Here is a 22,601-nt window from a genome sequence, read left to right on the forward strand (position 1 = left end):
GTTTTGCTATTGTTCACCATTTTTAACATATCTATTTAGCCTATATAGTGTATTAATCCTCGCGGTAGTACCTACCCTTATTGCCAGTCACAAGTACGGGATATCGAATAAAAAAAGAGCACGTTATTCAACGCACTCTTTTTTGAAGTCAACTTGAGACTCATATATTTTAAAATATAAAATTACTTTAAAGTATTTAATCGGTTAGACAACTGTCCCATAATTTGGTCAATCTCTGCATTTGCTTCTGCTTCATTTTCCAGATTACCATTCGGCGTCAACTGATTCATCACTTCAGGCAACAATTCTGCCAGACCTTGACGCACCTCTACCTCGTTGGCCCCTGTATTAGCAGCCACTTGCTGAATCTCGTTTTCATCGAATAAACGATTGATATCATTTGGATCCAGATTATCATTATCCTCTTGATTGCTCATCCAAGAGCGAGCCTGATTGTCGTATCCCATACCAGTAATTTTCGATAATGCGCCGCTTACGCCGCCATTATTTTTAATCCAGCTTAGTACCATTGGCATCAATATAGCGATTAGCATTCCTTTACCACCAAAACCACTTCTAGTACGCTGACCGCCCAATACGCTACCTAAGATATCTCCTAAACCACCCGCGCCTGAGTTCACGCTACCGCGCTGATTGCCACCAGTAAGACCACCAATGATATCGTCCAAACCAAAACCGTTATCTGGCTGACGATCATACTGACGTGGATTATAGCCGCCAGTTTGGTTGCCACCGCCCAATACACTACCTAGGATATCACCAAGACCACCAGTACGACGTGGGTTGATATTTTGATTAACCGGGTTGCGTTGTGCATCTTCTGGGTTCATCGCACTACGAGCAACTTGACTCACTAAATTCCCTAATAAGCTCATGATCTATTCCTCTTTTCATCCTATCATTTATAATTGATTAACCACTACTTTTTTCCAACTTGCTGTTATTCAAGCGTTATATGGCTAGTAAGTATTGGTATTGGTTTAATCTGCTTTACTCTTACTTTGCAATATAACAAATCTCTTTCACCGCCAAGATAGGTGTTTTGTTATGACATGTAGGGGTTCGTAAGCTTATAAATAAAGGACTCAAAGTGAAAATATCTAAAAACCATGGTTTATATAGATTTATCAGAGCCGACATTGGCTAAAATACACAGCTCTCGCCATTGATTGGCGCTTACTTGATCGCGAAATATGATCACTGATAAAGACCGCCGATAAGGCTCTATGATAGCGAACTCAATGCTCATCATCCATCGATAGCCATGAACAGCCTTTAATTCTGCTTGCCATAGCTCATCGCCGCGTCCCGTCCGAACCAATAATTGCCAGTGTTTATCAATACGATGACTGAGTGGCGGCTGACTGAGATGCAGCGGTATTGGTCGTGATAGCATCAAATAAACGGTTACCGCTGTAGCAACTATAAAAACAAGCACATACTGCCATAATACTAAAGAAGCAATCCATGCCAGTAACACCATCACACAGGTTGACCCGCTATATAACAGCAAACGCAAGTAACTGGTAGGCCCAATTGCCGTATCAATGCGTAAGGAAGTTGCTAGAGTCATAAGCACGCCAAAGAAAATATTAAAACATGTACCAATCAAAACATTCAAAACTGCCCATTTTGCATCAGTCTATTACTGTTTATGGCTAAACTTACAGCACACTCTTAAACCAAATCTTTGGTGTGACGCCACATTTTAATTTTATTGACCAATGACCATATGGCCTCATCTTCTGGACGATTTTGATTGGTAAAATAATCCAATAAATCAGGGTCTTCGTGAGTCAGCATTTGGGCAAATGTTTCTTGCTCAGCAGGGTCTGCTGTTAAATATAACTCTTTTACATAAGGGTCAATATAAAAATCCAATTCTTTTAACCCACGGCGTGCTTGGTAAATAATACGGCGCTGTTCATTGGTTGGTTCTGGTTGAGCGATGATGTTCATAAAGGGTTTCTCATTCATTTGGATAATTTTGGTATAGTGAGCTCAGTATAAAAACGATACAGCGGGACTGGAATGAATTTTTCGCCGCCTCTGTCTGCGAAGGCACAGCAAGCCAGAAAAATTTATACCAGTTCAGCGTTGGAATATAATGCATCTGTTTTATTTAGAATCGACTATATCGTGTTCATTAGGTTTGGGTTATAGAGTGGGGATTATAAAATAGATTATATAAATATTTATAATCTCGGACTTTAGTGTCGGGCATCAGGCAGTGATACTAGAGTTGAGTATACTCAGACAATTGACTCCACAAGGCCACTGCCTGCTGCATCATAGGCACATTGTGTGTGCGGATGATACACGCGCCCTGCTGTAGTGCAAAAACTCCCGCAGCCGTGCCCACTGCATCACGCTCTACTGCTTGAGTTGTCGCTACTGTTGCAACGCCACTATTGGTCAATATTTCCGCCAAAAAGCGCTTGCGTGAAATACCAAACATCATCGGCAATCCAAGGGTTTGCAACTCATTAAGTTGGCTTAACAGAGCACAATGATGATCATAATTTTTAGCAAAACCAAAGCCTGGATCGATAATTATCTTTTCGGCCTTAACACCAAGATTGGTTACGTTCTCAATACGCGCAATCAGTTCTGAGCGTACGTCACTTACCACATTGTTATATTGCGCAAGACCATTCATCGTGGTAGGCTCACCGCGCATGTGCATGAGCATAACAGGTATATTAAGCTTGGCTGCCAACGCGACGGCGCCCTCGCGTTTGAGCGCTCGCACATCGTTCCAAATGTCGGCACCAGCTTCAAATGCTGCTTGCATCACTGCTGGGTTACTGGTATCAATAGACAACCAAATATCATTACCACAATGTTCCCTGATCGAGCGCACCACTGGCACGACACGCTGTACCTCATCGCGAGTCGCCACCGTGTCCGCATTTGGGCGAGTAGATTCACCACCAATATCGATTATGGTCGCACCTTCTTGCATCATTTTCTGACAATGAGCGACTGCCTTATCAATAGCAGTAAATTGACCACCATCTGAAAATGAATCTGGTGTTACATTAAGTATGCCCATTACATGAGGCTTGGATAAATCTAAGGTCTTGTTACGACTTGATATCTTGTATTTAGGTAGTGGCTGAAATAGAGACATTATCAATCCATTATAAATATATTTTCTAAAATAGGTTTAAAGCGTATTTTTTATTAAGCCAATGATACCAGTAAATCTTACTCAGTCCTAAACCCCTTCATAAAATCTGACCACAAAAAAGCCCTTTATTAAAAAGGGCTCTTTTTATTAATCATTAGTTACTAGCAAATTACATCGCTGGTAATGGTGGCGGTATTGAACCAGAGGTTTTTACATCACCCTTTGATAGATTAACTTCGTTATGCTGATACACTCTTGGTGGACGAGGCGCTTCACCTGCCAAGATATCCTGTAGCTGATCACGATCAATGGTTTCCCATTTCATTAACGCTTCAACCATTGCATGCATTTTCTCTTGATTGCCTTCAATCAATTCACGCGCGATATCATACTGCTCTTCTAACATACGGCGTACTTCATCATCGACCTTCTGCTGCGTGGCTTCTGAAATCGTACGACTACCACCAAAGTAGCCTTGCGAACTATCATCATCTTCATAGACCATGATACCAAGCGCATCCGACATACCATATTTGGTTACCATGGCTCGCGCCATTTTGGTTGCACGTTCAAAATCGTTTGAAGCGCCTGTGGACATCTGACTAATAAAGACTTCTTCAGCGATACGACCACCGAACAAAATAGCGATGTCACTCAGCATTTTTGATTTATACATACTGGTTTGATCATGCTCTGGCAGCTGCCATGTGACACCAAGGGCAAAACCACGCGGCATAATAGTAACTTTATGCACAGGATCCGTACCCGGCAGCAACTCAGCGACCAACGCATGACCTGCTTCATGATAAGCGGTAGCACGGCGTTCTTCTTCGCGTATCACCATCGATTTGCGTTCAGGACCCATGTATAGCTTATCTTTTGCATCTTCAAAATCATTCATATCGACGCTAGTCTTGTTACGACGGGCCGCAAACAATGCAGCTTCGTTGACAAGGTTAGCAAGCTGCGCGCCACTGAATCCAGGAGTGCCTCGGGCAAGTGAGCTTGCATCTACACCAATTGTATTTGGCAATTTTCTCAAATGCACTTTCAATATTTGCTCACGGCCTTTGATATCTGGTAAACCTACTTGTACTTGACGGTCAAAACGACCAGGACGTAATAAGGCTTTATCAAGTACATCAGCACGGTTAGTCGCAGCAATGATGATGACGCCTTCATTACCTTCAAAACCGTCCATCTCTACCAATAACTGGTTCAATGTCTGCTCACGTTCATCATTGCCACCGCCCGTACCGGAACCACGATGACGACCGACCGCATCAATCTCATCAATAAAGATGATACAAGGAGCGCTTTTCTTTGCTTGTTCAAACATGTCACGTACACGTGAAGCACCAACACCCACGAACATCTCTACAAAATCAGAACCTGAAATTGAGAAGAAAGGTACTTTGGCTTCACCAGCGATGGCTCTTGCTAGTAGTGTTTTACCCGTACCTGGTGGACCTACCATCAAAATACCACGTGGAATCGTTGCACCCAGTTTGGTAAATTTATCGGGATCGCGTAAGAAATCCACTACTTCGACCACTTCCTCTTTGGCTTCTTCACAACCAGCCACATCTTCAAAATTGACTTTGATTTGGTCTTCGGTCAGCATTTTGGCTTTTGATTTGCCAAAGCTCATAGGACCACCGCCTTTACCACCAGCGCCACCTTGCATATTACGCATGAAGAATAAAAACAGACCAATAATCAATAGAATTGGGAAACTGGCTATCAACAGTTGCATCAATACGCTTTGACGCTTCGGTGCCGTTCCTTGAACTTCGACTTGGTTCTCACGCAGCATTGGCATCAGCTGATCATCTGTCACAGCTGGTCTGATGGTCTCAAAAGATGAACCATTTTTCTTTTCGCCGGTGATTTGCTCGCCATCGATTTCAACACTGGCTACTTGTTTTTCTGACACAGCGGTCACAAATTCAGAGTAGTTAAGGCTATCCGGCTCAGATGATTGATCAAAGCCGCTAAACACCAGCACCAAAACGCCGATTACCACCAGCCACAATAAGGTATTTTTTACCATGTCGCTCACTAGTTATTCCCATCCCTTACTTATTGGTGTGTTTACTAAACACGTGACGTCTATAAACGTATGACTCATTTTCGATAAATATGTCTTTTTGATAAAGATATCGATATAAAAACTTGAGACTCAGACCCAAAGGACTTAAAAGTCGCATAAACTCTTTTTCGACAAGTTATCAATGTTCATGACATATAAATCTATCATAAATGAGCGTATTAAACGCTTATTATCAGACGACTTTGTCTAAAACATATGCTTGAAACAAAGTTAATATACCATGATATGTGGTGCTAACTTGCATAATTCAAGCAAGTTTCGCTTTTATTCAGTTAACGATTGTAGCGGTTTTAAAACGTTGAAAAATACATTGAATAATGGCGTACCGTCTCACTTAGAATGACAACAACTTGTTGATAAGAATACTATTTAATAGCAATCCAAAACATCTCTTTTGACCGAGGCCTAGAAGCGCCAGGTTTGATACTACGGATTTTACTAAAATCGTTCTGCATCTGCTTGCGTAATTCTTGCATACCTTCGCCCTGAAACACTTTCATAATAAGCGCGCCACCTTGTGGTAAGGTTGCCAAAGCAAAATCCACCGCCAGCTCGCATAAATACATCATTCGTGGCTGATCGATAGCGCTGTTGCCTGCAGTGTTAGGTGCCATATCAGATAACACTACATCGACTTGTCTATCACCAACCTCTGCCATGATAGCGTCGAACACCTCTGCTTCGCGAAAATCCCCTTGAATAAAGGTGACATCGGCAAGTGCATCCATCGGTAAGATATCAGAAGCAATCAATACACCCTTTTCGCCTACCAGATTGCTTGCTACTTGCGACCAGCTGCCGGGTGCACTACCCAAATCTACAACCGTCATACCTTTTTTAATCAAGTTGGTCTTTTCATTAATTTCTAATAACTTATAAGCGGCACGAGCACGGTAGCCATCTTTTTGTGCCTTTTGTACATAATGATCGTCAATGTGCTCTTTCATCCAAGCACTGCTACTTTTTGACAATTTTTTGTTTTCAATACGCGTGGCCAAAATACCTGCTCCTCTCACTTCGCCAATATCACTACTATCTATTGATTAGATAGTATGCTGACTAAACAGTGATCTTTTTCGTTAAATACGTTGAATATGGGCTCAATGATTTTAAATATGTCTCAATAAGACGGCTGATCCATGTTTTAATCTTAAAATGGCCAAATTCTATGGGTGAAAACACTGCTTTATAAAGCAGTAGCGTTTATAATGTGACCAAACATTCAGTTTAACATTTTCATCACGTAAAATCGTGCAAAATCCTACTGATCTCATGCAAGATGTCCTCAGATTATCTATAATAGTCATTAACTGCTTTTGATAGCATCATCTTTTATTTTTACAAACATTTGGAAATTTTATGGAACTCGACAACGCTACAATCAAACGCCTACGTGGCATTGGTCACGAGCTTAAACCTATTGTTATGATTGGCAATAAAGGTATTACGTCGACAATCACAGAAGAGATTGATCGTGCTTTATCAGATCATGAACTTATTAAAGTAAAGTTGCCTGCAGGTACCAAAGAAGAGCGTGATGTCATTGGTGCGGAGCTTGCAAAAGCGGCAAACGCTTCTTTGATTCATTCAATTGGCCGTATGGCATTGTTATTACGTCAAAACCCGAATGCCAATCCAAAACTGTCTAACCTAGCACGTCACGCACAGTAATCTGTAACGACATGCTTTGTTTAAGTAACTTGATACAATCACTTATCATTTAGTTAAATTGTCTGTCCGTCAATCTGTCCGTTAAATAGTTACGATACTACACAGAAGCCGCGCTGCAAACTGCTCGCGGCTTTTATCTTGCCTACTTATATAGATTGACCTACTTTGTCATTTTTAATGACAGGCAAATATACTTTTTCTTTATTACTCTTAAGGGTAATCAAATCATGAGCCAAACATTTACTCTTCGCATGGCCACTGCATCAATAGAGAGTGATGCACAGCAGCTGGGCGTGACTGTGGATGAATTAGAGCAGATTTGTGTCCATGTAAGTGCTGACATTGTGCAGCAGCCAGCACTGCACTTGCAGCTCACTTATCGCGTTAGACTACCGACACCACTTTTAAGCCGCCAGCTCAACTGGCCGGCGTGGCAACCAACGCAAGTGGGTTTTTCTGATTACTTGTGGGAAGAGACTTGCCTTGAATGCTTTATCGCAGGTAGTCCTGTGAGTTGTGACGATATGGCCACTGTTGACCATACAGCGTCTTACATAGAAATCAACGCCAATCCAGATGGACGTTATGCACTTTATCAGTTTGAGGGCTATCGTAATCCAGCCACACTACCGCCTACCCCTTTGTACCAAGCAGATGGGCACACACGTATGTGTGTTCATTGGAGTGACAATTTTATACAACAAAGCTCAGCAATCGACGTGCCTTTATTTAGCGAATCATCACCAGCTTCTAGTTATGAGCGGCGCTTTGGTGTGCTCTTGACTCAACTGTCTGACCAACAATACGCTGTTAATCACACTAGGCTTGAGTACATACATCCTTGTGTTATTTTAAATGTTGGCAAAATATCTTTGTATTTTGCATCAAGCCATGCTTCGCCGCCTGACTTCCATAATCGTGGCTATTGGTCTAGATTTAAGTACTAGCCCTATTGATGGGTTTATTAGTTCAGTCATTAATAAGAACCGAATTCAGCTTTATTGTACTTTTAATAAATCTTACTATTTTAGGCAAAAAAAACTCAGTAATGTCAAAAGAGCATTACTGAGTTTGGAGAAAAAGGTTACTTAAGAAATCGTTTAACTGATTATTATTTATCTGCCATAGCAAGATAGATACCGCGGTCTGATGCGTCATCAACATATTGCGAATCACGCCATGTGGTATAGCTGTGAGCGCCACTGTATGGATTGATGCTGCTTTGACGGAAGTCAGATACCCAGCTGTTGCCATCAAAGATTTGGATATGACCATGTGGACGGCTTGAGGTACGGTTAAAAACAACGACATCACCAACTTGAGGCTGCGTATCATTGCTAATTTTGCTGAAGCCTGCTTGGGCAAGAGTGCCACGTGAGGCGTACTGATAAGCTGATGCATTAGGCGTAAATTCGTAACCGGCTGCTTGTAATGCTTTACGCACATAGCGGGCGCAATAGCCAGTGCTTCTAGATAGCGCTACTCGTGATGCGCTGGCTGCTGCAATAGCAGGAGCAGAGTATCTGTCAGGAGTACGGCTGGCTTGCTGCTGACGTTGCTCATAAGACAAGCGACTGGTTAACGATGCAAGCTGATATTCTTTTTGCTTGGCATGGGCACTCAAATTATCAATCGCTTGACTGATCTCATCATTACTATAGACGTGAGCGCCGCTGTTAGTGCTATAAATGTTGCGACTAGAACCGTAGTTCGCAGAAGTAGAAATATTTGTGATGGTATGACTCAAGTTATTATTCGGTTGAAAGGTCGTTTCGACAGCACCACTCGTCTGTGCTACACCCATTCCCAATACTGATAAAAGCAATAAAGCTTGTTTCATAAATTTACTACCTATTGTTAATACAAGACCGCTCGTCATCCGTGACAAAGCATCAATTAATTTAGAGGATATAATCATGAAATAAACATGATAAAATCCTTGTTACAACAGCCCGCTCTTTCTTCTACATTGACTGACACTGATAACATCATCAGTCAAATATCTCGTAAATCGTTTGCTATACATCGCTTTTAGCATGTTTGTTATGAATATCGATGTGTCACCTATTAGATGAGTCACTACGATGTCAAAAAAACAGCCTAATCGGCTCGCTCAGCTTATTGATCATCAAGCTTTTGCTGGTAGTGCGCTACCTCAAACTCTTGCTGAAAATATGCGGCTATATATAAAAATGACCAATGAGGTAAAAGAGCTACTGGTAGATTGTCTACCTGAGGAAATCCTTAATACCTGTTGGGTTGTAGGCTTTACCTCTGAGCAACTCATACTCAGTGTAGGCTCTATAACAGCTGCTAATCATATCCGCTATTTACAAAGTGCTTACTTGCGAGTTTTAACAGAGCAGTCAATTACATTTAAACAACTCAAACAAATTCGCGTCGTAGTGGCCAAAACTTCAGCCGATAATCGCTTGATTGAACAATCATCATCGTTATCAGCAATCAAATCAAAGACTCTCCAAGCCAATGAAAATCAAGCTCTTAGCCAAAACACAAAGCGGACTATATCACAGGCCGCAGAGCATGTCACCACTGATGAAAATCTCAAAAAGGCTCTTTTGCGCTTGTTAAATTCCTGAAAACGATAATGTTACAATGTAAGTTTATGTAAATAAAAACAGGAAATATTCAAAATAACGCTGGGATTTTGTAATGTTACAAACAAAAAAAATCATCTGTTGGCACTGTTCAAACTATGAACGTTACTAACAGATGATTTAATAATCTTCTACAGCTTTTGCGGTCTCTACTCTAGGCGATAACGATTAACATAATCTTAGCCTTACATTCAAAAATGAGAATATTATAAAAATGTAATTATAACCGGATCATGTAATATTGCGTAAATGTTTCGATACTTCGTGTATATTCCTGTATTTATCCTTCAACAGCCAAACCTTCTAAAGGTAAATACTTAATTGGACAAGTTACATTGTCATCAAAAGTTACAATTTCAAAGTTATCGCGGTTAGATAGTATCTCACGCACTAGCAAATTGTTTAAGGCGTGACCAGATTTATAGGCATTAAAACGACCCAAAATTGGATAGCCAATCAGATATAAGTCTCCTAACGCATCCAAAATCTTATGACGAACGAACTCATCATTGAAACGCAAGCCTTCTTCATTAAGAATATTGGCTTCATCAATGACAATCGCATTGTCCATGCTGCCACCTAACGCCAAGTTGTTTTGACGCATATACTCGATATCACGCAAAAAGCCAAAAGTACGTGCCGAACTTAGTTGCTCAATGAAGTTTTGTGTAGAAAACTGCAATTGTGCATGCTGAAAATTTTTGTCGATAGCAGGATGATCAAAATCAATTTCGAAGTTTAGCTCAAATCCTTCATAAGGACGCAGTTCTGCCCACTTATCTTCTACCTTTACGCGCACAGGTCTAACAATTTTAATAAATTTCTTTGCCGCTTCTTGCTCACAAAGACCTGCGTCTAATAAAAGGCTAACGAAAGGCGCTGCACTACCATCCATAATTGGTATCTCTGAAGCAGAGACACGAATCAAAAGGTTGTCTACTCCAAGTCCAGCAATGGCACTTAGTAAATGCTCAACAGTGCCGACTCGTGTGCCCCCAAATACTAAATTCGAGGACATCATAGTGTCTTGCACTAAGAAGGCGCTGGCTGGGATTGGTTGACTGCCTTCGATATCAGAACGCTCGAAAACAATACCAGTATCCACTGGCTGTGGATGAAACTCTAAGTCAACAGGCTGACCACTATGGAGACCAGTACCTGTAATAGCAATCGCAGTTTTTAGGGTTCTTTGGTTCATGGCTGTTTTCTCACATATTTTGTTACAATTGCCATAGTGTATCATTACCTGCCTACATTTCGCTAGAGTTAAAACTCTTTAATTTTCTTATCTCCTTGATTGATAACACTTATCGTCATTTCGTTACGAGAATCATTACGTTTTAGCGGCTTTATTATCATTGTGTATATGCATAAATCTCGAAACATTTTGCGAGGTATAAGCATTTTATAAGAAAATTTAGTAACAATTTGCGTAGAACATATAAGCCATTCATACCTATACATTGCTTTGTAGATGGATGAGTTTTACCTGTAATTGATGTCCTTTTAAAAAATAGACTTTAAAAAATACAATATGATCAAAGTAGATTTTTTAGAGTTTTATATAGCAAGCACATAATAAGGATAGAAATTTATAACAGTGAAGTGATGAGTAAACGGCTATCTTTTGCTCTTTGCCAATGGTACAAACACGAAAAAGCCAGCGACTTAGCGCTGGCTTTTTTTAATTTTACCTAGCTATATAAGCTACTTATTTTATCACTATTTGTTTTGTTGACGCTTGAGGTAGTCTTGAATACTATTGGTTTTGGTCTTAGGCTGCTCTTGAGGTGCGTTTGAGCGTGCTGCACTTTCTTGGTACATTTGAGCTTGCGATTGCTTTTGACTGTTCAATGCGCTGGTATGTACGTTCGGATCAACAGGTTGCGTGCTATTTACAGAGGGAACTGGCTGCTCGACTGCTTCTGGCTCTTGACCTGCGTTTTCATCTAACGTCAGACCAGTTGCAATAACCGTTACGTGCAAGTCATCGCCCATTTTTTCATCAATCACAGAACCATAGAAAATATGAGCATCATCGATGTCAGTGATTTCTTCAACGATTACGCTGATTTTACTCATCTCATCTAATGACAACGACTCAGATGAAATCACGTTAACCAATAAGCCTTTGGCGTTTTCTAAGCGAAGATCGTCAAGTAATGGCGATCTGATGGCTTTTTCGGTCGCTTGACGCGCGCGATCGTCACCACTTGCACGGCCAATACCCATCATGGCATGACCTTTAGCGGTCATAGCAGTACGGATATCGTTAAAATCAATATTGATCATACCTTCACTAGCAATCGTTTCTGCAATGCCTTGCACGGCATGTAATAAAACATCGTCCGCTTTTTTGAAGGCATCTTGCATAGAGATGTTGCCATAAACGCTCATCAACTTATCATTTGGAATAGTAATAATAGAGTCAACGAAGTTGGTAAGCTGTTCAATACCAGCTTTGGCAGCTTTGATACGTTTGCCGCCTTCAAACTTAAAAGGTGTGGTCACTACTGCTACTGTCAATACTTCCATTTCCTTTGCAATACGAGCAACCACTGGCGCTGCACCAGTACCCGTACCACCACCCATACCTGCGGTAATGAAAACCATGTCTGAATGTTCGAGTAAGGCACGGATTGCATCTTCTTCGCTCTCTGCTGCTTCACGTCCAACTTCTGGATTGGCACCTGCACCTAGACCACGATTTGTTTTTGCGCCAAGCTGTAGTTTGTGCGGAGCGGTCAAACGATCAAGCGCTTGTTTATCCGTATTAGCGCAGACAAACGTTACACCTCGAATTCCTTGTTGTACCATATGCTCAACCGCATTACCGCCACCACCGCCCACACCGAATACAGTGAAGCTCGCTTGGCCGTTATTTTGAAGCTGGTTATCATCTGGCATGGTGTATTTTGACATAAAAAAGATTCTCCAGTTGCAAATAGCGTAATGGTCGATACGTGGTAGCGCACTCTCAAAGCGCGCTATCGACACACTATATATATAAATGTATTTAAATAAAACAGGGATATGGCTTAAACAGTTCAGTTTCGACAAAATATGTCATCGCCGATCAGCGTATTGCTTTCAATATTACTTCATTTTCAAATCAAATCATGCGGTTACTTTTGCAAGGGGCCAATCTTCTAAATATTTAGATATCTTCTAAAACAACACTACAATATTTTTTTCAGCACACTAGCAAAACGTTGTCCTGCGCTTTGAAAAACACCTGTGACTCGATTTTTTTGTATCGCTTCAGGCTCACTTTTTTCACTACGGCGGAACTGCTCGCTTTGACTATACAATAATGTGCCAAATGCAGTCTGATAAGCACGATCGTTTACTTGAATATTAAGCTGTCTAAAAGATTCATCATTATCGAAATGGTTGTAAGCACTGATTGCAGGATGCGTGTTGGTCAGTACTACTGGCATTTTGAGCAGTTTTTTGGCAAAAGGTATCATGCCCTTGATCACACTACCGCCACCCGTCAATACAATCCCTTTATCAATGTAGCCTATTAAATCAGCATCATGCAATTGACGAGCAACCTCAGTGAATATCTGGACATAACGCGCTTCAATAATGCGTGCTAGATTATAGACGCCGATATTAATCTCATCATTGGAGCCTTGAGGCTTGAACAGAAAAAATGAGCTTGGATCAACGCTATTGACGTCTACCGTACCATGAGTCTTTTTAAGCTTTTCAGCTTCAATCATTGAAATGCCAAAGTCTGCCGAAATATCCATGGTGACTTCATGACTGCCCGTCGCAATACAATGCGTAAAAATCAGCTTATTTTCTTTATACACACACAAACTGGTTGTACTAGCACCGATATCTACCAAGCAGACACCTTGCTGACGCTCGTCGCTCATTAAACTGTATTCAGCACTGGTCACAGCGTCAAATACAATATGATCAATACCAACATCACAACTTTGTAATAATTTTTGGATATTCTGACGACTAGAGACCGGCATCATCATCATGTGATACATCACAGTGATATTGTGCGCCATCATCTCGATTGCATCATCAACCATAAAGTCTTGATCATCAACATAAATACCTTGCTGACAGCAATGCATCAAATAATAGTCTGGTGATAGATCCCGAGATTTGGCATTAGACAAAGCCTGAACCATATCTTGGGCTCGAACGACATCATCTTCAACTCGTACTTCACCTGCACTATTTTTGCTAGACAACTCAGGCGCAGCGAGCGTCAACCACACACTATGTACACGGCAGTTAGCCGTATCTTCCGCTTCCTGAATCGCCTGTCTGATAGCACCTTGCAGACGTTCACGGTGCTTGATTTGGCCTTGATAAAAGTCGCTGTTTTTAACTTGCCCCACGCCTAGGATACGAATGTCTTTTGCAGAGACAACATTGCCAATAACGACATACACTGCCGTGGCACTTAGATGGACAACAACCAGATTTTCAGTATTTTTCATGTTACCAGACAAATTATTGCTAAACGGGAAACCAAGTGATGTTCCCATTAAATCATTAAAAAAGCGCTATCAATACGCTAAGAGGTTGTATATTTCTTACTACATGCTATCAGAACTGCCCAAACCAAAACTCTACATGCGCCTAATTGTGATTACGACAGTTTATAACTGCGGCGATTCATCACTCACTGGTTGGGTCGCATTCCAAGCAATCGTAAAGCCATTCTTATAACGCAAATCTACAGACTGTATATCGTTTCGACGGTTATTCAATTGATTGCCAAGTAGCTGGCTCAAATTCAGCAGCTTTTGCGCGGTATTTTCATTGTCGACAATGACACGTAGCCCGTTATCAAAACGAATCAACCATGTCATTCTTGGCGATAAGATAATATCGTCAACTTGCATACCAAGCGGCGCATACCAATCATTGACTTGCTGCATCTGTTGCATAATAACAGGCGCTTGGGTAATTTCACCTTGTAAGGTGGCGAAGTGTTCTTGCGTCAAATCATTGGTATCTGCAGGAATAAAAACAACTCCTTTTGCATCAACCAAACGTTCTGTACCAAAATTGGCCACCGCTTGTTTGGGTAGCGCAGTCACTACAATACCGCGCTGCCAATCACGAGAGACACTTACCTGATCTACCCAAGCCAGACCCGTAGCAATGTCTCTCAATGCTTGCAAATCGGAGGTAAAAAAACTGCTTACCTTTTGCTGGTTCATAACCTGCTGTAATGAGCGATATTCAGTCGCTGTCAAACCTTGATTGCTGACATAAATGGCAGCAGGAGGCGCATCACGTAACGCTTTGCCGCCCATAACCAATATCAGCACAAGCAACCCTAATACCAATACCATAAAAAAATATTTGACCGCAGTCGGTACTTGGAATTTAGAATCTGGGCGACGGGTTTTATCACTCATCAAGTCAGTTACTTCGTTGACAGTTTGAGCCATAACGACCTTTGCCTCTATATTTGCACAAAACGTATCATGCTGGTTATTGATGTGAATCTGCAAATTTTTTGCAGGCGCTTATTGGGCTGACATATTATCAAAGTCTTTGGCTAAAACGCGTTAAATGATGTGGTTCTCTACATTTAAACGTAACATTTTTCTTGGTGTATGAATAACTTATGAACAGTATTCATAAAAAACATAAATATCACCAAAACAGACCTATAATTACAATATTAACGTATTTTATGGTTAAACAATAGCCTAACACCGCGTAGTGACAGTGAATTTACACAAGTTTACACGACGCTGTGGTATAGCAGCTCTAGCGATACATTGGCTTACGCTAAGTGCCTATTATCCCTTTATCATGAAGATAAGCTAAATTTAGCTATCTATCAGGTTTACCACTTATTTCCTCAGTTAGCTTAGAGATAACGTCACCAAACAAGTGGCAGTAAAAGATGATTGTCTAAAGACTAAGACAGTTATTTTTAGAAAATAACTACAACGTCTGCGCTAAAATGTGCCAGCATAACGTTTCAAAGTCCATACCTCGTGCCTTGGCAGCCATCGGAACCAAACTGTGGCTGGTCATACCTGGTACGGTGTTAATCTCAAGTAGCCAGAAGTTGCCTGCTTCATCTTGCATGGCATCAATACGTCCCCATCCTTTTGCATCAACGGCACGGAAAGCAGCAAGGCTCAAAGCTTGCAAATGCTTTTCATCTGCTTCATTCAAACCACATGGGATATAGTAGCTGGTATCGTTGCGATTGTATTTGGCATCAAAATCATAGAAATTGGTGATGTCAGCAGGTTCAAGGCGAATAACAGGATAGGCTTCATCGTCAATAATGACAATCGTAAATTCACGCCCTGTAATCCAACGCTCAGCCATCACTGCGTCACCGCACTGCACTGCTGTCGCATAAGCAGCAGGCAGCTCGTCGAGATGATTGACCTTTGTCATGCCAATGCTAGAGCCTTCATGAACAGGCTTAATAATCAGCGGCAGTCCAAGCGTATTCACCACCTGTTGCCAATCAGTATCCGCTGTCAGTAGAGAAAACGGCGCCGTCGACAAACCACAGCCTTGCCATAACTGCTTGGTACGTACTTTATCCATACCTAATGCAGAGGCCAAAACCCCTGACCCTGTCTGCGGTATATTAAACCATTGCAATACACCCTGTAGTAAACCATCCTCGCCGCCGCGACCATGTAACACGTTAAACACGCGATCATAAGCACGCAGCTCAGTGATATCTTGATCCTTAGGATCAAAATGAGTCGCATCGACGCCTTGGTTTTGGAGCGCTTGCAATACTGCTGCGCCACTGTCCAAAGACACGCTGCGCTCATTACTACTACCGCCATAGACGACGGCGACCTTACCAAACTGACCAGCATCTTTTACATCACTGGTCGTCTTATCTAACGACGCGTCCTGAACAGTGCTGGTTTTCATATCATCAATCGCTTTATTAACGTTATTTGTCGTCATGAGCATGGTTCCTAGAAGTCTAAAATAAGAAGTCTTTTGGCTTACTGGATATAAAGGTTGTTAGCGGCCAAATCGAGAGATATCTGTCCCACATTACCAGCACCTTGGGTAATGAGCATGTCATTAGCCTGTAATAAACGCTGCATAACGGGCGCAAGGTTATCTTTATTGATAATCGTCGGCTCAACTTCGCCGCGCACGCGAATACTGCGTGCCAATGCTTTGGTGTCAGCACCTGCGATCGGACTTTCACCTGCCGAATATACCTCTAATAGTAACAGCTCATCGACGCTTGACAATACTTCGACGAAATCATCGAAGCAGTCACGTGTGCGGCTGTAACGATGAGGCTGAAACAACATGACCAAACGGCGATCAGGGAAGCTTTGGCGCGCCGCTTTGATGGTGGCATCTACCTCTTTTGGATGATGACCATAATCATCAATCAATAATACATTACCATCATCAATATCCACAGACGCATGTTGTTCAAAACGGCGCCCTACTCCTTGAAACTTCTGTAGAGCGCGTTTGATTGCCTCATCATCTACGCCTTCATCAGTCGCCATAGTAATAGCAGCAAGTGCATTATAAACATTATGAGTACCTGGGATGTTTAGCGTGAGACGTAAAGGGTCGCGGTCACGGCGCAATACGGTAAAGTGCGTTTTTGTGCCTTCTGCTACCAAATCGACGCCTTGAACATCGTTAAATGGCTCTAGACCAAAAGTGAGTACTGGACGACCGATATCGTCAATCATGGCATATAAGTCTGGATCATCACCGCAGACCACTGCTAAGCCATAAAACGGCATATTGTGTAAAAACTGAATGTAAGCGGCTTTTAATTGATCAAAGCTATTTCCATAAGTTTCCATATGATCTTGATCGATGTTGGTTACAATTGCTGCCATCGGGCGTAATGATAAAAAAGACGCATCAGATTCATCCGCTTCTGCTACCAAAAAACGACTACTACCAAGCGCAGCATTTTTGCCAGATGCGTTTAACTTACCGCCAATTACATACGTAGGATCAAGCTGTCCTTCTGCCATCATTGTGGTCAAGAGACTGGTCGTTGTCGTCTTACCGTGAGCACCCGCAACAGCAATCCCATGACGATAGCGCATCAACTCACCAAGCATATCCGCACGGCGCACGACTGGCAAACGTGCTTCGAGCGCAGCTTTTACTTCAGGATTGCTACGATCAATTGCTGACGACACGACAATAACATCTGCATTGGCAATGTTTTTAGAGTCATGGCCGATTGATATCTTAATGCCAATCTGCTCTAGACGACGAGTAACCACGCTATCAACAATGTCGGAGCCACTGACCTGATAGCCTTGGTTGTTCATGACCTCTGCAATGCCGCACATACCCGAGCCGCCAATACCAATAAAATGCAAATGCTGAATACGGCGCATTTCTGGTATTTCAATCAAACGCTTGGGTAGGGCTTTTGCAGAGGTAGACATAAGAGTTTCTCTTCATTAAGGGCGAATAAGTTAAAGGCGAATAAAATCTGGTGAATCAAAATAGTGGATGATAACAACCATCAACGACAAAAAATATAAGTTATAGAGTTTGCCAAATGATGTCGGCAACGTGTTTGCTGGCACCGCGATTGGCAAGGGCATGACCTTTTTTTGCCATCTCTAGGCAAGTACGGCGATCAAGGGCACCAAGCTCATTACTTAAACGCTGCGGGGTCAGCTCAGACTGCGGCAATAAAATCGCGGCATCATGCATGGTTAATGTGCGCGCATTGGCTGTTTGGTGATCATCAACGGCGTGTGGCAATGGGACAAAAATAGCCGCAATACCGACGTTTTGAATTTCAGTCACCGTTAATGCACCAGCACGGCACACGATGATATCGGCCCAATTATAAGCAGCAGCCATATCTTCAATAAAGGGCTGTACTGCACACTTATGCAGACTCAATTCTTCGGCATCATAAGCGGCCTGCGTCGCGGCCTCATTGTTGCGCCCACACTGGTGACGCACTTCAAAAGGACGCTCTATTAATGCAAGCGCCTTTGGCACCGTATCATTTAATGCTTGCGCACCAAGTGAGCCGCCAACGACCAGCAACTTAAGCGGTGAGTTGTCATTCACATCATAGCGAGCTGAAGGTTCAACGACACCTGTAATGGTGTTGCGTACAGGATTGCCCACAGTTTCAATCTTTTTATCAAGTTCGCTATGAGCAAAGGTATGCTCGAACGCTTGCAACACTTTGGTTGCCATTTTTGACAAGTAGCGATTACTCATGCCAGCAATGGCATTTTGCTCATGAATAATGAGCGGGGTTTTGGTAAGGCGTGCTGCAATACCGCCAGGCGCTGTCACATAACCGCCGAAGCCGACAACCACATCGATCTGATTGCTACGAATGATTTTGACAGCCGCCATTGTAGCTGACAAGAGCGTCATGGGTAGTTTCAATAAGCGTCCAACTCCTTTACCACGCAGCCCTTGCATATCGATAGCATGAAACGTATAACCAGTCGGTTCGACCAAGCCGTTTTCCATCCCGTTTGGCGTTCCTAACCAATGAATAACCGCACCGCGTTGGGTCAACTCTTCGCTAACTGCCAAAGCTGGGAACACGTGCCCGCCTGTACCAGCAGCCATCATTAGTATGTGCGGTGTTTTCATGAACGCCTGCCTACCTTTTCTGTATTGATATTAAAGACTTATTGTCCCATAACCCTTTTATACATTGACGAATAACGACCCTGTAAAAGCCCGCATAGTATAGAGTAAATCGTTGGCGGATATACAGCCTTTTATGCATCGTCAATAACAAAAATCCAAGCCGTGAGCAATCGCGACTTGGCTTTGATAATTACTATGAAACATACTTAAAATCTAGATCTTAACGATGTTGTTAATTTTTAACTTTGCTTCAAATAGCGCATTTTAGTGGTATATCTTAGCACACGGATTTTTCATCATTGTGCGTGTCGTTTAGCCATATCTTGCTTTATCGTTGCAGGCTTGCTCAAGCTCAGTCTTTTTCAAACTTGGTCTTTTCAAACTTTGCCTTTGTCTAGCTTGGTCTTTGCCTAAATCGCCAGCTTATTTTCAATGGCCATAATAAAGTCTGTCGCGATGTCTGTGCCGCACTGATCATCAATCTCGCGTACGCAAGTCGGACTGGTAACATTGATCTCAGTAATACGGCCACCGATTAGATCTAAACCAACGAACATCAGGCCTTTTTCTTTAACAATTGGTGCAACGACTTCTGCCACTTGACGTTCGATATCGGTCAAAGGCATAGCCACACCACTACCACCAGCGGCCAGATTCCCACGTGTCTCACCTTTGCTTGGAATACGAGCCAAGCTGTAATCAACGACGACGCCATCGACGATTAGCACACGCTTATCGCCTTCCTTAATCTCTGGCAAATAACGCTGCGCCATAATGGGTAAGGTTTCAAGCTCCGTTAACATCTCAAGCGTCACCCCAATATTAGGGCTGTCAGCCGTCAAACGAAAGATACCTGTACCGCCCATACCATCTAGTGGCTTAACGATAACATCTTGCTGCTCAGTGATAAACTTACGAATATGTGCCTGTTTACTGGTCACTATTGTTGGGCTCATATAGTCGCTAAACCAAGTGGCAAATAGTTTCTCATTGCAATCTCGAATCGCTTGTGGATCATTGACGACCAATACGCCCGCTGCTTTGGCATGATTAAGCATATAAGTAGAATAAATAAAGCGCATATCAAACGGCGGATCTTTGCGCATTAAAATCACGTCGTAGTCGCTAACCGAACCCGTTGATTTATCACCTAACGTATAAAAATCCTTAGGATCACGCTTTACTGTCACAGTCTGCGTGTCGACCATTAACTGTCCACGGTCCAACCACAAATCATGGATCTGACAGTAACCTAGGCTATGTCCGCGATCTTGAGCGGCCCACATCATTGCTAAAGTGGTATCTTTCTTATAATTAACCCGCTCGATAGGATCCATAATAATAAGAATGTTTAAGGATTTTTTTTGATTTTCTTCACTCATGGTAAGGCTCACTTACGTTGTATAGTCAGGTCAATATAAAAAGGAGTCAGTATGACTGGGATAAATTTTTGTCGCCTCTGTCGCCGTAGGAACAGCAAGCAAGAAAAATTTGTACCAGTCAGCTATTATAATCTCGCGTATCCATTTTATTGAGTATCGACTATATTATAAATTGATAAATACAAGCGACTCAATCAAAGGATATTGTTCCGTCTGAAGGCATCGCTTATAAAAAACGGTCTACAACAAACTATACGCCGTACTGCTCACGGTAATGCTGCATTTTTGCAAGTTGGGTTGCATCTTTATGCAGGCTTGTTTCGTCTGCTAGGTAACTGATCAAATCATCGATATCGACCAACGCGCGCACGGGTACTTGTAGTGTTGTGGCAAGCTCTTGGATGGCAGAATGCTCAGCTTGACCTTTTTCTTTACGGTCAAGGGCAACGATAATACCAGCAACGCTCGCTCCTGCTTGTTCTAAAATCTCGACCACTTCACGCATGGCAGTGCCAGCTGTAATCACATCATCAAGTACCCAGACCGCTTTGCCATTGACATCAGCGCCTACCAAATTACCGCCTTCACCATGGGTTTTGGCTTCTTTACGATTGTAACCCCATTTGGCATTGATACCGTGATGCAGCCACAACGCTTGCGCCGTTGCTGCTACGAAGGGAATGCCTTTGTAAGCTGCACCAAAGATAACCAGCTCTTGTGTGCCACTATTCGCCGCACTTACTTGTTCAGTACTTATTTGTTCAGCCAATGCATCCGCATAACCACGTGCTAGTAATGACAACATCTCACCGGTGGCAAGCAGACCTGCATTGAAAAAATACGGACTGATACGGCCAGACTTGAGGACAAACTCACCGAATTTTAGAACTTGATTGTCCAAAGCCAGTTGAATAAAAGCATGAGATGAGAAATCTGCGGTTTGAGCGTGTTGAATGTTAGGCATGATGGCATTCCTATTAGCAAAGTGACGGGCAAAAAATTTGCATTATTGTACGCATTACTGGTCAGCTTGACCAACCATTGATGTCATAATCTTGCATATTGGGATAACGAGTCAATAATCCACTGCGCGATGACACATTAAAATAGCACTGACCGTCAGTACGCACTTGTATCTCCCAGCCCAAATGATGAGCGGCAACAATGACATGCCCTGCAAAAACTCGTATCTGACGGTAAGCATGACGCTGCGAGGGTTCAAGGACAACTTGACTGAGCACATAGCTGCGTACATGCTGACAGAGTTGCTCAGCACTATAACGGTCATTGATGCTTTTACGCGTACTGCATTGCTTCAATGCATAGACGGCGGCGCTACACGCCATAATGTCAGTGGCCAAGCTGCCCTCGCCCCACTCAAACGTTTGCGGCTGTAAAAGCACTTGCCAGTCATCTGCATAAAGACTGCTCAACAACTCATCGGGATTAAAACGCTTGGTCAATGCGCGCAGGGATGCTTGCGTATTTTTAGCAAGCTTACTATCACTATTGATGGCTTGTGCTGGTTCATCGGCATGCGTAAAGCCATAACGATGCAGTTTTGGATAAGCACGAAGCGCTTCATGTATATCTGCCATATCCAATAAAGTCATGTCATGTAATGGTGTTAATAATGACTGCTCGCTGTGATTTTGATAAAAGCTGTCTGGCAACTCGATAAGTTGCGCGGCTTGCAATAACGATAAATGCTCGGACAAAGCCTCCGAAGCAATCAGTGCCCATTTTGATAGGTCGTCTTTTGTGGGCTGATAGAACCGTACTGAATTACCATACAGCCTGCGCAATTGACCATTTAATCGCCGCAGTGGCTCTGGGATATCTGTCAGCGGCCGAGCAGGATCTATAGGTGACTGATTGGGATCAAAATTGGGATGCACGATTGCTGGCTGCTGATTATCAGACAAAGCAGATGACATCTCAGCATGGCCTTCTGCAAGTCTATCGCCTACCGCCATAAAGTTAGTACTGGGTAAGCGACTGTCAGAAGTAGAAGGCTGAGTCATGAAATCTCCATAATTGGTAAAATATAGAAC

The 22,601-nt window shown here is 42.5% G+C and carries 20 protein-coding genes; 3 read left to right on the top strand and 17 right to left on the bottom strand.

Annotated features, from left to right (window positions below; genetic code table 11):
• Window positions 1-182: 182 nt before the first annotated feature.
• From ACT3TH_RS03775 to ACT3TH_RS03800, 6 genes are all read right to left on the bottom strand, one after another.
• Window positions 183-896 carry a YidB family protein gene (locus ACT3TH_RS03775; protein WP_444754519.1) on the bottom strand — a complete coding sequence of 238 codons (714 nt, stop codon included), beginning with the start codon at window positions 894-896 and terminating at the stop codon, window positions 183-185.
• Window positions 897-1,135: 239 nt separating this feature from the next.
• On the bottom strand, window positions 1,136-1,594 hold the full coding sequence (locus tag ACT3TH_RS03780; RefSeq protein ID WP_444754520.1) for a hypothetical protein: 459 nt from the start codon (window positions 1,592-1,594) through the stop codon (window positions 1,136-1,138).
• A 104-nt stretch (window positions 1,595-1,698) separates the two neighbouring features.
• The gene (locus ACT3TH_RS03785; RefSeq protein WP_444754521.1) at window positions 1,699-1,980 is read right to left on the bottom strand and encodes an FAD assembly factor SdhE; all 282 of its coding nucleotides are present in this window, start codon (window positions 1,978-1,980) and stop codon (window positions 1,699-1,701) included.
• Between the two features lie 277 nt (window positions 1,981-2,257).
• Window positions 2,258-3,154, bottom strand: coding sequence for a dihydropteroate synthase (folP, locus tag ACT3TH_RS03790; RefSeq protein ID WP_444754522.1), 897 nt, complete (start codon window positions 3,152-3,154; stop codon window positions 2,258-2,260).
• A 169-nt stretch (window positions 3,155-3,323) separates the two neighbouring features.
• Window positions 3,324-5,216 (bottom strand): ATP-dependent zinc metalloprotease FtsH, encoded by a 1,893-nt coding sequence (gene ftsH, locus ACT3TH_RS03795; protein WP_444754523.1) that lies wholly within the window; start codon window positions 5,214-5,216, stop codon window positions 3,324-3,326.
• 416 nt (window positions 5,217-5,632) lie between these two features.
• The gene (locus ACT3TH_RS03800; protein ID WP_444754524.1) at window positions 5,633-6,265 is read right to left on the bottom strand and encodes an RlmE family RNA methyltransferase; all 633 of its coding nucleotides are present in this window, start codon (window positions 6,263-6,265) and stop codon (window positions 5,633-5,635) included.
• 361 nt (window positions 6,266-6,626) lie between these two features.
• Between ACT3TH_RS03800 and ACT3TH_RS03805 the strand changes: the two genes are divergently transcribed.
• Both ACT3TH_RS03805 and ACT3TH_RS03810 read left to right on the top strand, forming a co-directional pair.
• Window positions 6,627-6,938, top strand: coding sequence for a YhbY family RNA-binding protein (locus tag ACT3TH_RS03805; RefSeq protein ID WP_444754525.1), 312 nt, complete (start codon window positions 6,627-6,629; stop codon window positions 6,936-6,938).
• 227 nt (window positions 6,939-7,165) lie between these two features.
• Entirely contained in the window at window positions 7,166-7,885 is a 720-nt protein-coding gene (locus ACT3TH_RS03810) for a hypothetical protein (protein WP_444754526.1), read from the top strand.
• Between the two features lie 164 nt (window positions 7,886-8,049).
• Here ACT3TH_RS03810 and ACT3TH_RS03815 read toward each other — a convergent pair whose 3' ends face one another.
• Window positions 8,050-8,778, bottom strand: coding sequence for a CHAP domain-containing protein (locus ACT3TH_RS03815; RefSeq protein ID WP_444754527.1), 729 nt, complete (start codon window positions 8,776-8,778; stop codon window positions 8,050-8,052).
• A gap of 244 nt (window positions 8,779-9,022) precedes the next feature.
• Here ACT3TH_RS03815 and ACT3TH_RS03820 point away from each other — a divergent pair, with 244 nt between their 5' ends.
• On the top strand, window positions 9,023-9,538 hold the full coding sequence (locus ACT3TH_RS03820; protein WP_444754528.1) for a hypothetical protein: 516 nt from the start codon (window positions 9,023-9,025) through the stop codon (window positions 9,536-9,538).
• Between the two features lie 298 nt (window positions 9,539-9,836).
• On the opposite strand, the gene lpxC is transcribed toward ACT3TH_RS03820, so the two are convergent.
• From lpxC to ACT3TH_RS03870, 10 genes are all read right to left on the bottom strand, one after another.
• Entirely contained in the window at window positions 9,837-10,754 is a 918-nt protein-coding gene (lpxC, locus tag ACT3TH_RS03825) for a UDP-3-O-acyl-N-acetylglucosamine deacetylase (RefSeq protein ID WP_444754529.1), read from the bottom strand.
• Window positions 10,755-11,278: 524 nt separating this feature from the next.
• A complete protein-coding gene (ftsZ, locus tag ACT3TH_RS03830) occupies window positions 11,279-12,478 on the bottom strand; it encodes a cell division protein FtsZ (RefSeq protein WP_444754530.1) in 1,200 nt (399 codons plus the stop codon).
• 257 nt (window positions 12,479-12,735) lie between these two features.
• Complete coding sequence (gene ftsA / locus ACT3TH_RS03835; protein ID WP_444754531.1) at window positions 12,736-14,076, bottom strand: cell division protein FtsA; 1,341 nt, start codon at window positions 14,074-14,076, stop codon at window positions 12,736-12,738.
• 114 nt (window positions 14,077-14,190) lie between these two features.
• Entirely contained in the window at window positions 14,191-14,991 is an 801-nt protein-coding gene (locus ACT3TH_RS03840; RefSeq protein WP_444754532.1) for a cell division protein FtsQ/DivIB, read from the bottom strand.
• Between the two features lie 505 nt (window positions 14,992-15,496).
• On the bottom strand, window positions 15,497-16,462 hold the full coding sequence (locus tag ACT3TH_RS03845) for a D-alanine--D-alanine ligase (protein WP_444754707.1): 966 nt from the start codon (window positions 16,460-16,462) through the stop codon (window positions 15,497-15,499).
• 77 nt (window positions 16,463-16,539) lie between these two features.
• Entirely contained in the window at window positions 16,540-17,979 is a 1,440-nt protein-coding gene (gene murC / locus ACT3TH_RS03850) for a UDP-N-acetylmuramate--L-alanine ligase (protein ID WP_444754533.1), read from the bottom strand.
• A gap of 100 nt (window positions 17,980-18,079) precedes the next feature.
• Entirely contained in the window at window positions 18,080-19,165 is a 1,086-nt protein-coding gene (gene murG / locus ACT3TH_RS03855) for an undecaprenyldiphospho-muramoylpentapeptide beta-N-acetylglucosaminyltransferase (protein ID WP_444754534.1), read from the bottom strand.
• A gap of 410 nt (window positions 19,166-19,575) precedes the next feature.
• Window positions 19,576-20,547 carry a glutathione synthase gene (gshB, locus tag ACT3TH_RS03860; RefSeq protein ID WP_444754535.1) on the bottom strand — a complete coding sequence of 324 codons (972 nt, stop codon included), beginning with the start codon at window positions 20,545-20,547 and terminating at the stop codon, window positions 19,576-19,578.
• A gap of 250 nt (window positions 20,548-20,797) precedes the next feature.
• The gene (gene pyrE / locus ACT3TH_RS03865) at window positions 20,798-21,511 is read right to left on the bottom strand and encodes an orotate phosphoribosyltransferase (protein ID WP_444754536.1); all 714 of its coding nucleotides are present in this window, start codon (window positions 21,509-21,511) and stop codon (window positions 20,798-20,800) included.
• A 61-nt stretch (window positions 21,512-21,572) separates the two neighbouring features.
• Complete coding sequence (locus ACT3TH_RS03870; protein WP_444754537.1) at window positions 21,573-22,571, bottom strand: hypothetical protein; 999 nt, start codon at window positions 22,569-22,571, stop codon at window positions 21,573-21,575.
• Between the last annotated feature and the right edge of the window lie 30 nt (window positions 22,572-22,601).

Origin of the sequence: Psychrobacter sp. AOP22-C1-C5 (assembly GCF_052378885.1) — a bacterium.
Lineage (GTDB): Bacteria > Pseudomonadota > Gammaproteobacteria > Pseudomonadales > Moraxellaceae > Psychrobacter.

Excerpts from the sequence above, each read along its gene's own strand:
- murC (WP_444754533.1), bottom strand. The coding sequence starts at position 17,979 with ATGTCTACCTCTGCAAAAGCCCTACCCAAGCGTTTGATTGAAATACCA.
- gshB (WP_444754535.1), bottom strand. The coding sequence starts at position 20,547 with ATGAGTGAAGAAAATCAAAAAAAATCCTTAAACATTCTTATTATTATG.
- ACT3TH_RS03805 (WP_444754525.1), top strand. The coding sequence starts at position 6,627 with ATGGAACTCGACAACGCTACAATCAAACGCCTACGTGGCATTGGTCAC.
- ftsA (WP_444754531.1), bottom strand. The coding sequence starts at position 14,076 with ATGGGAACATCACTTGGTTTCCCGTTTAGCAATAATTTGTCTGGTAAC.
- murG (WP_444754534.1), bottom strand. The coding sequence starts at position 19,165 with ATGAAAACACCGCACATACTAATGATGGCTGCTGGTACAGGCGGGCAC.
- ACT3TH_RS03840 (WP_444754532.1), bottom strand. The coding sequence starts at position 14,991 with ATGGCTCAAACTGTCAACGAAGTAACTGACTTGATGAGTGATAAAACC.
- ACT3TH_RS03785 (WP_444754521.1), bottom strand. The coding sequence starts at position 1,980 with ATGAACATCATCGCTCAACCAGAACCAACCAATGAACAGCGCCGTATT.
- ACT3TH_RS03845 (WP_444754707.1), bottom strand. The coding sequence starts at position 16,462 with ATGAAAACCAGCACTGTTCAGGACGCGTCGTTAGATAAGACGACCAGT.
- ACT3TH_RS03815 (WP_444754527.1), bottom strand. The coding sequence starts at position 8,778 with ATGAAACAAGCTTTATTGCTTTTATCAGTATTGGGAATGGGTGTAGCA.
- ftsZ (WP_444754530.1), bottom strand. The coding sequence starts at position 12,478 with ATGTCAAAATACACCATGCCAGATGATAACCAGCTTCAAAATAACGGC.
- ACT3TH_RS03820 (WP_444754528.1), top strand. The coding sequence starts at position 9,023 with ATGTCAAAAAAACAGCCTAATCGGCTCGCTCAGCTTATTGATCATCAA.
- ACT3TH_RS03780 (WP_444754520.1), bottom strand. The coding sequence starts at position 1,594 with ATGACTCTAGCAACTTCCTTACGCATTGATACGGCAATTGGGCCTACC.
- lpxC (WP_444754529.1), bottom strand. The coding sequence starts at position 10,754 with ATGAACCAAAGAACCCTAAAAACTGCGATTGCTATTACAGGTACTGGT.
- ACT3TH_RS03810 (WP_444754526.1), top strand. The coding sequence starts at position 7,166 with ATGAGCCAAACATTTACTCTTCGCATGGCCACTGCATCAATAGAGAGT.
- ACT3TH_RS03775 (WP_444754519.1), bottom strand. The coding sequence starts at position 896 with ATGAGCTTATTAGGGAATTTAGTGAGTCAAGTTGCTCGTAGTGCGATG.
- folP (WP_444754522.1), bottom strand. The coding sequence starts at position 3,154 with ATGTCTCTATTTCAGCCACTACCTAAATACAAGATATCAAGTCGTAAC.
- pyrE (WP_444754536.1), bottom strand. The coding sequence starts at position 21,511 with ATGCCTAACATTCAACACGCTCAAACCGCAGATTTCTCATCTCATGCT.
- ACT3TH_RS03870 (WP_444754537.1), bottom strand. The coding sequence starts at position 22,571 with ATGACTCAGCCTTCTACTTCTGACAGTCGCTTACCCAGTACTAACTTT.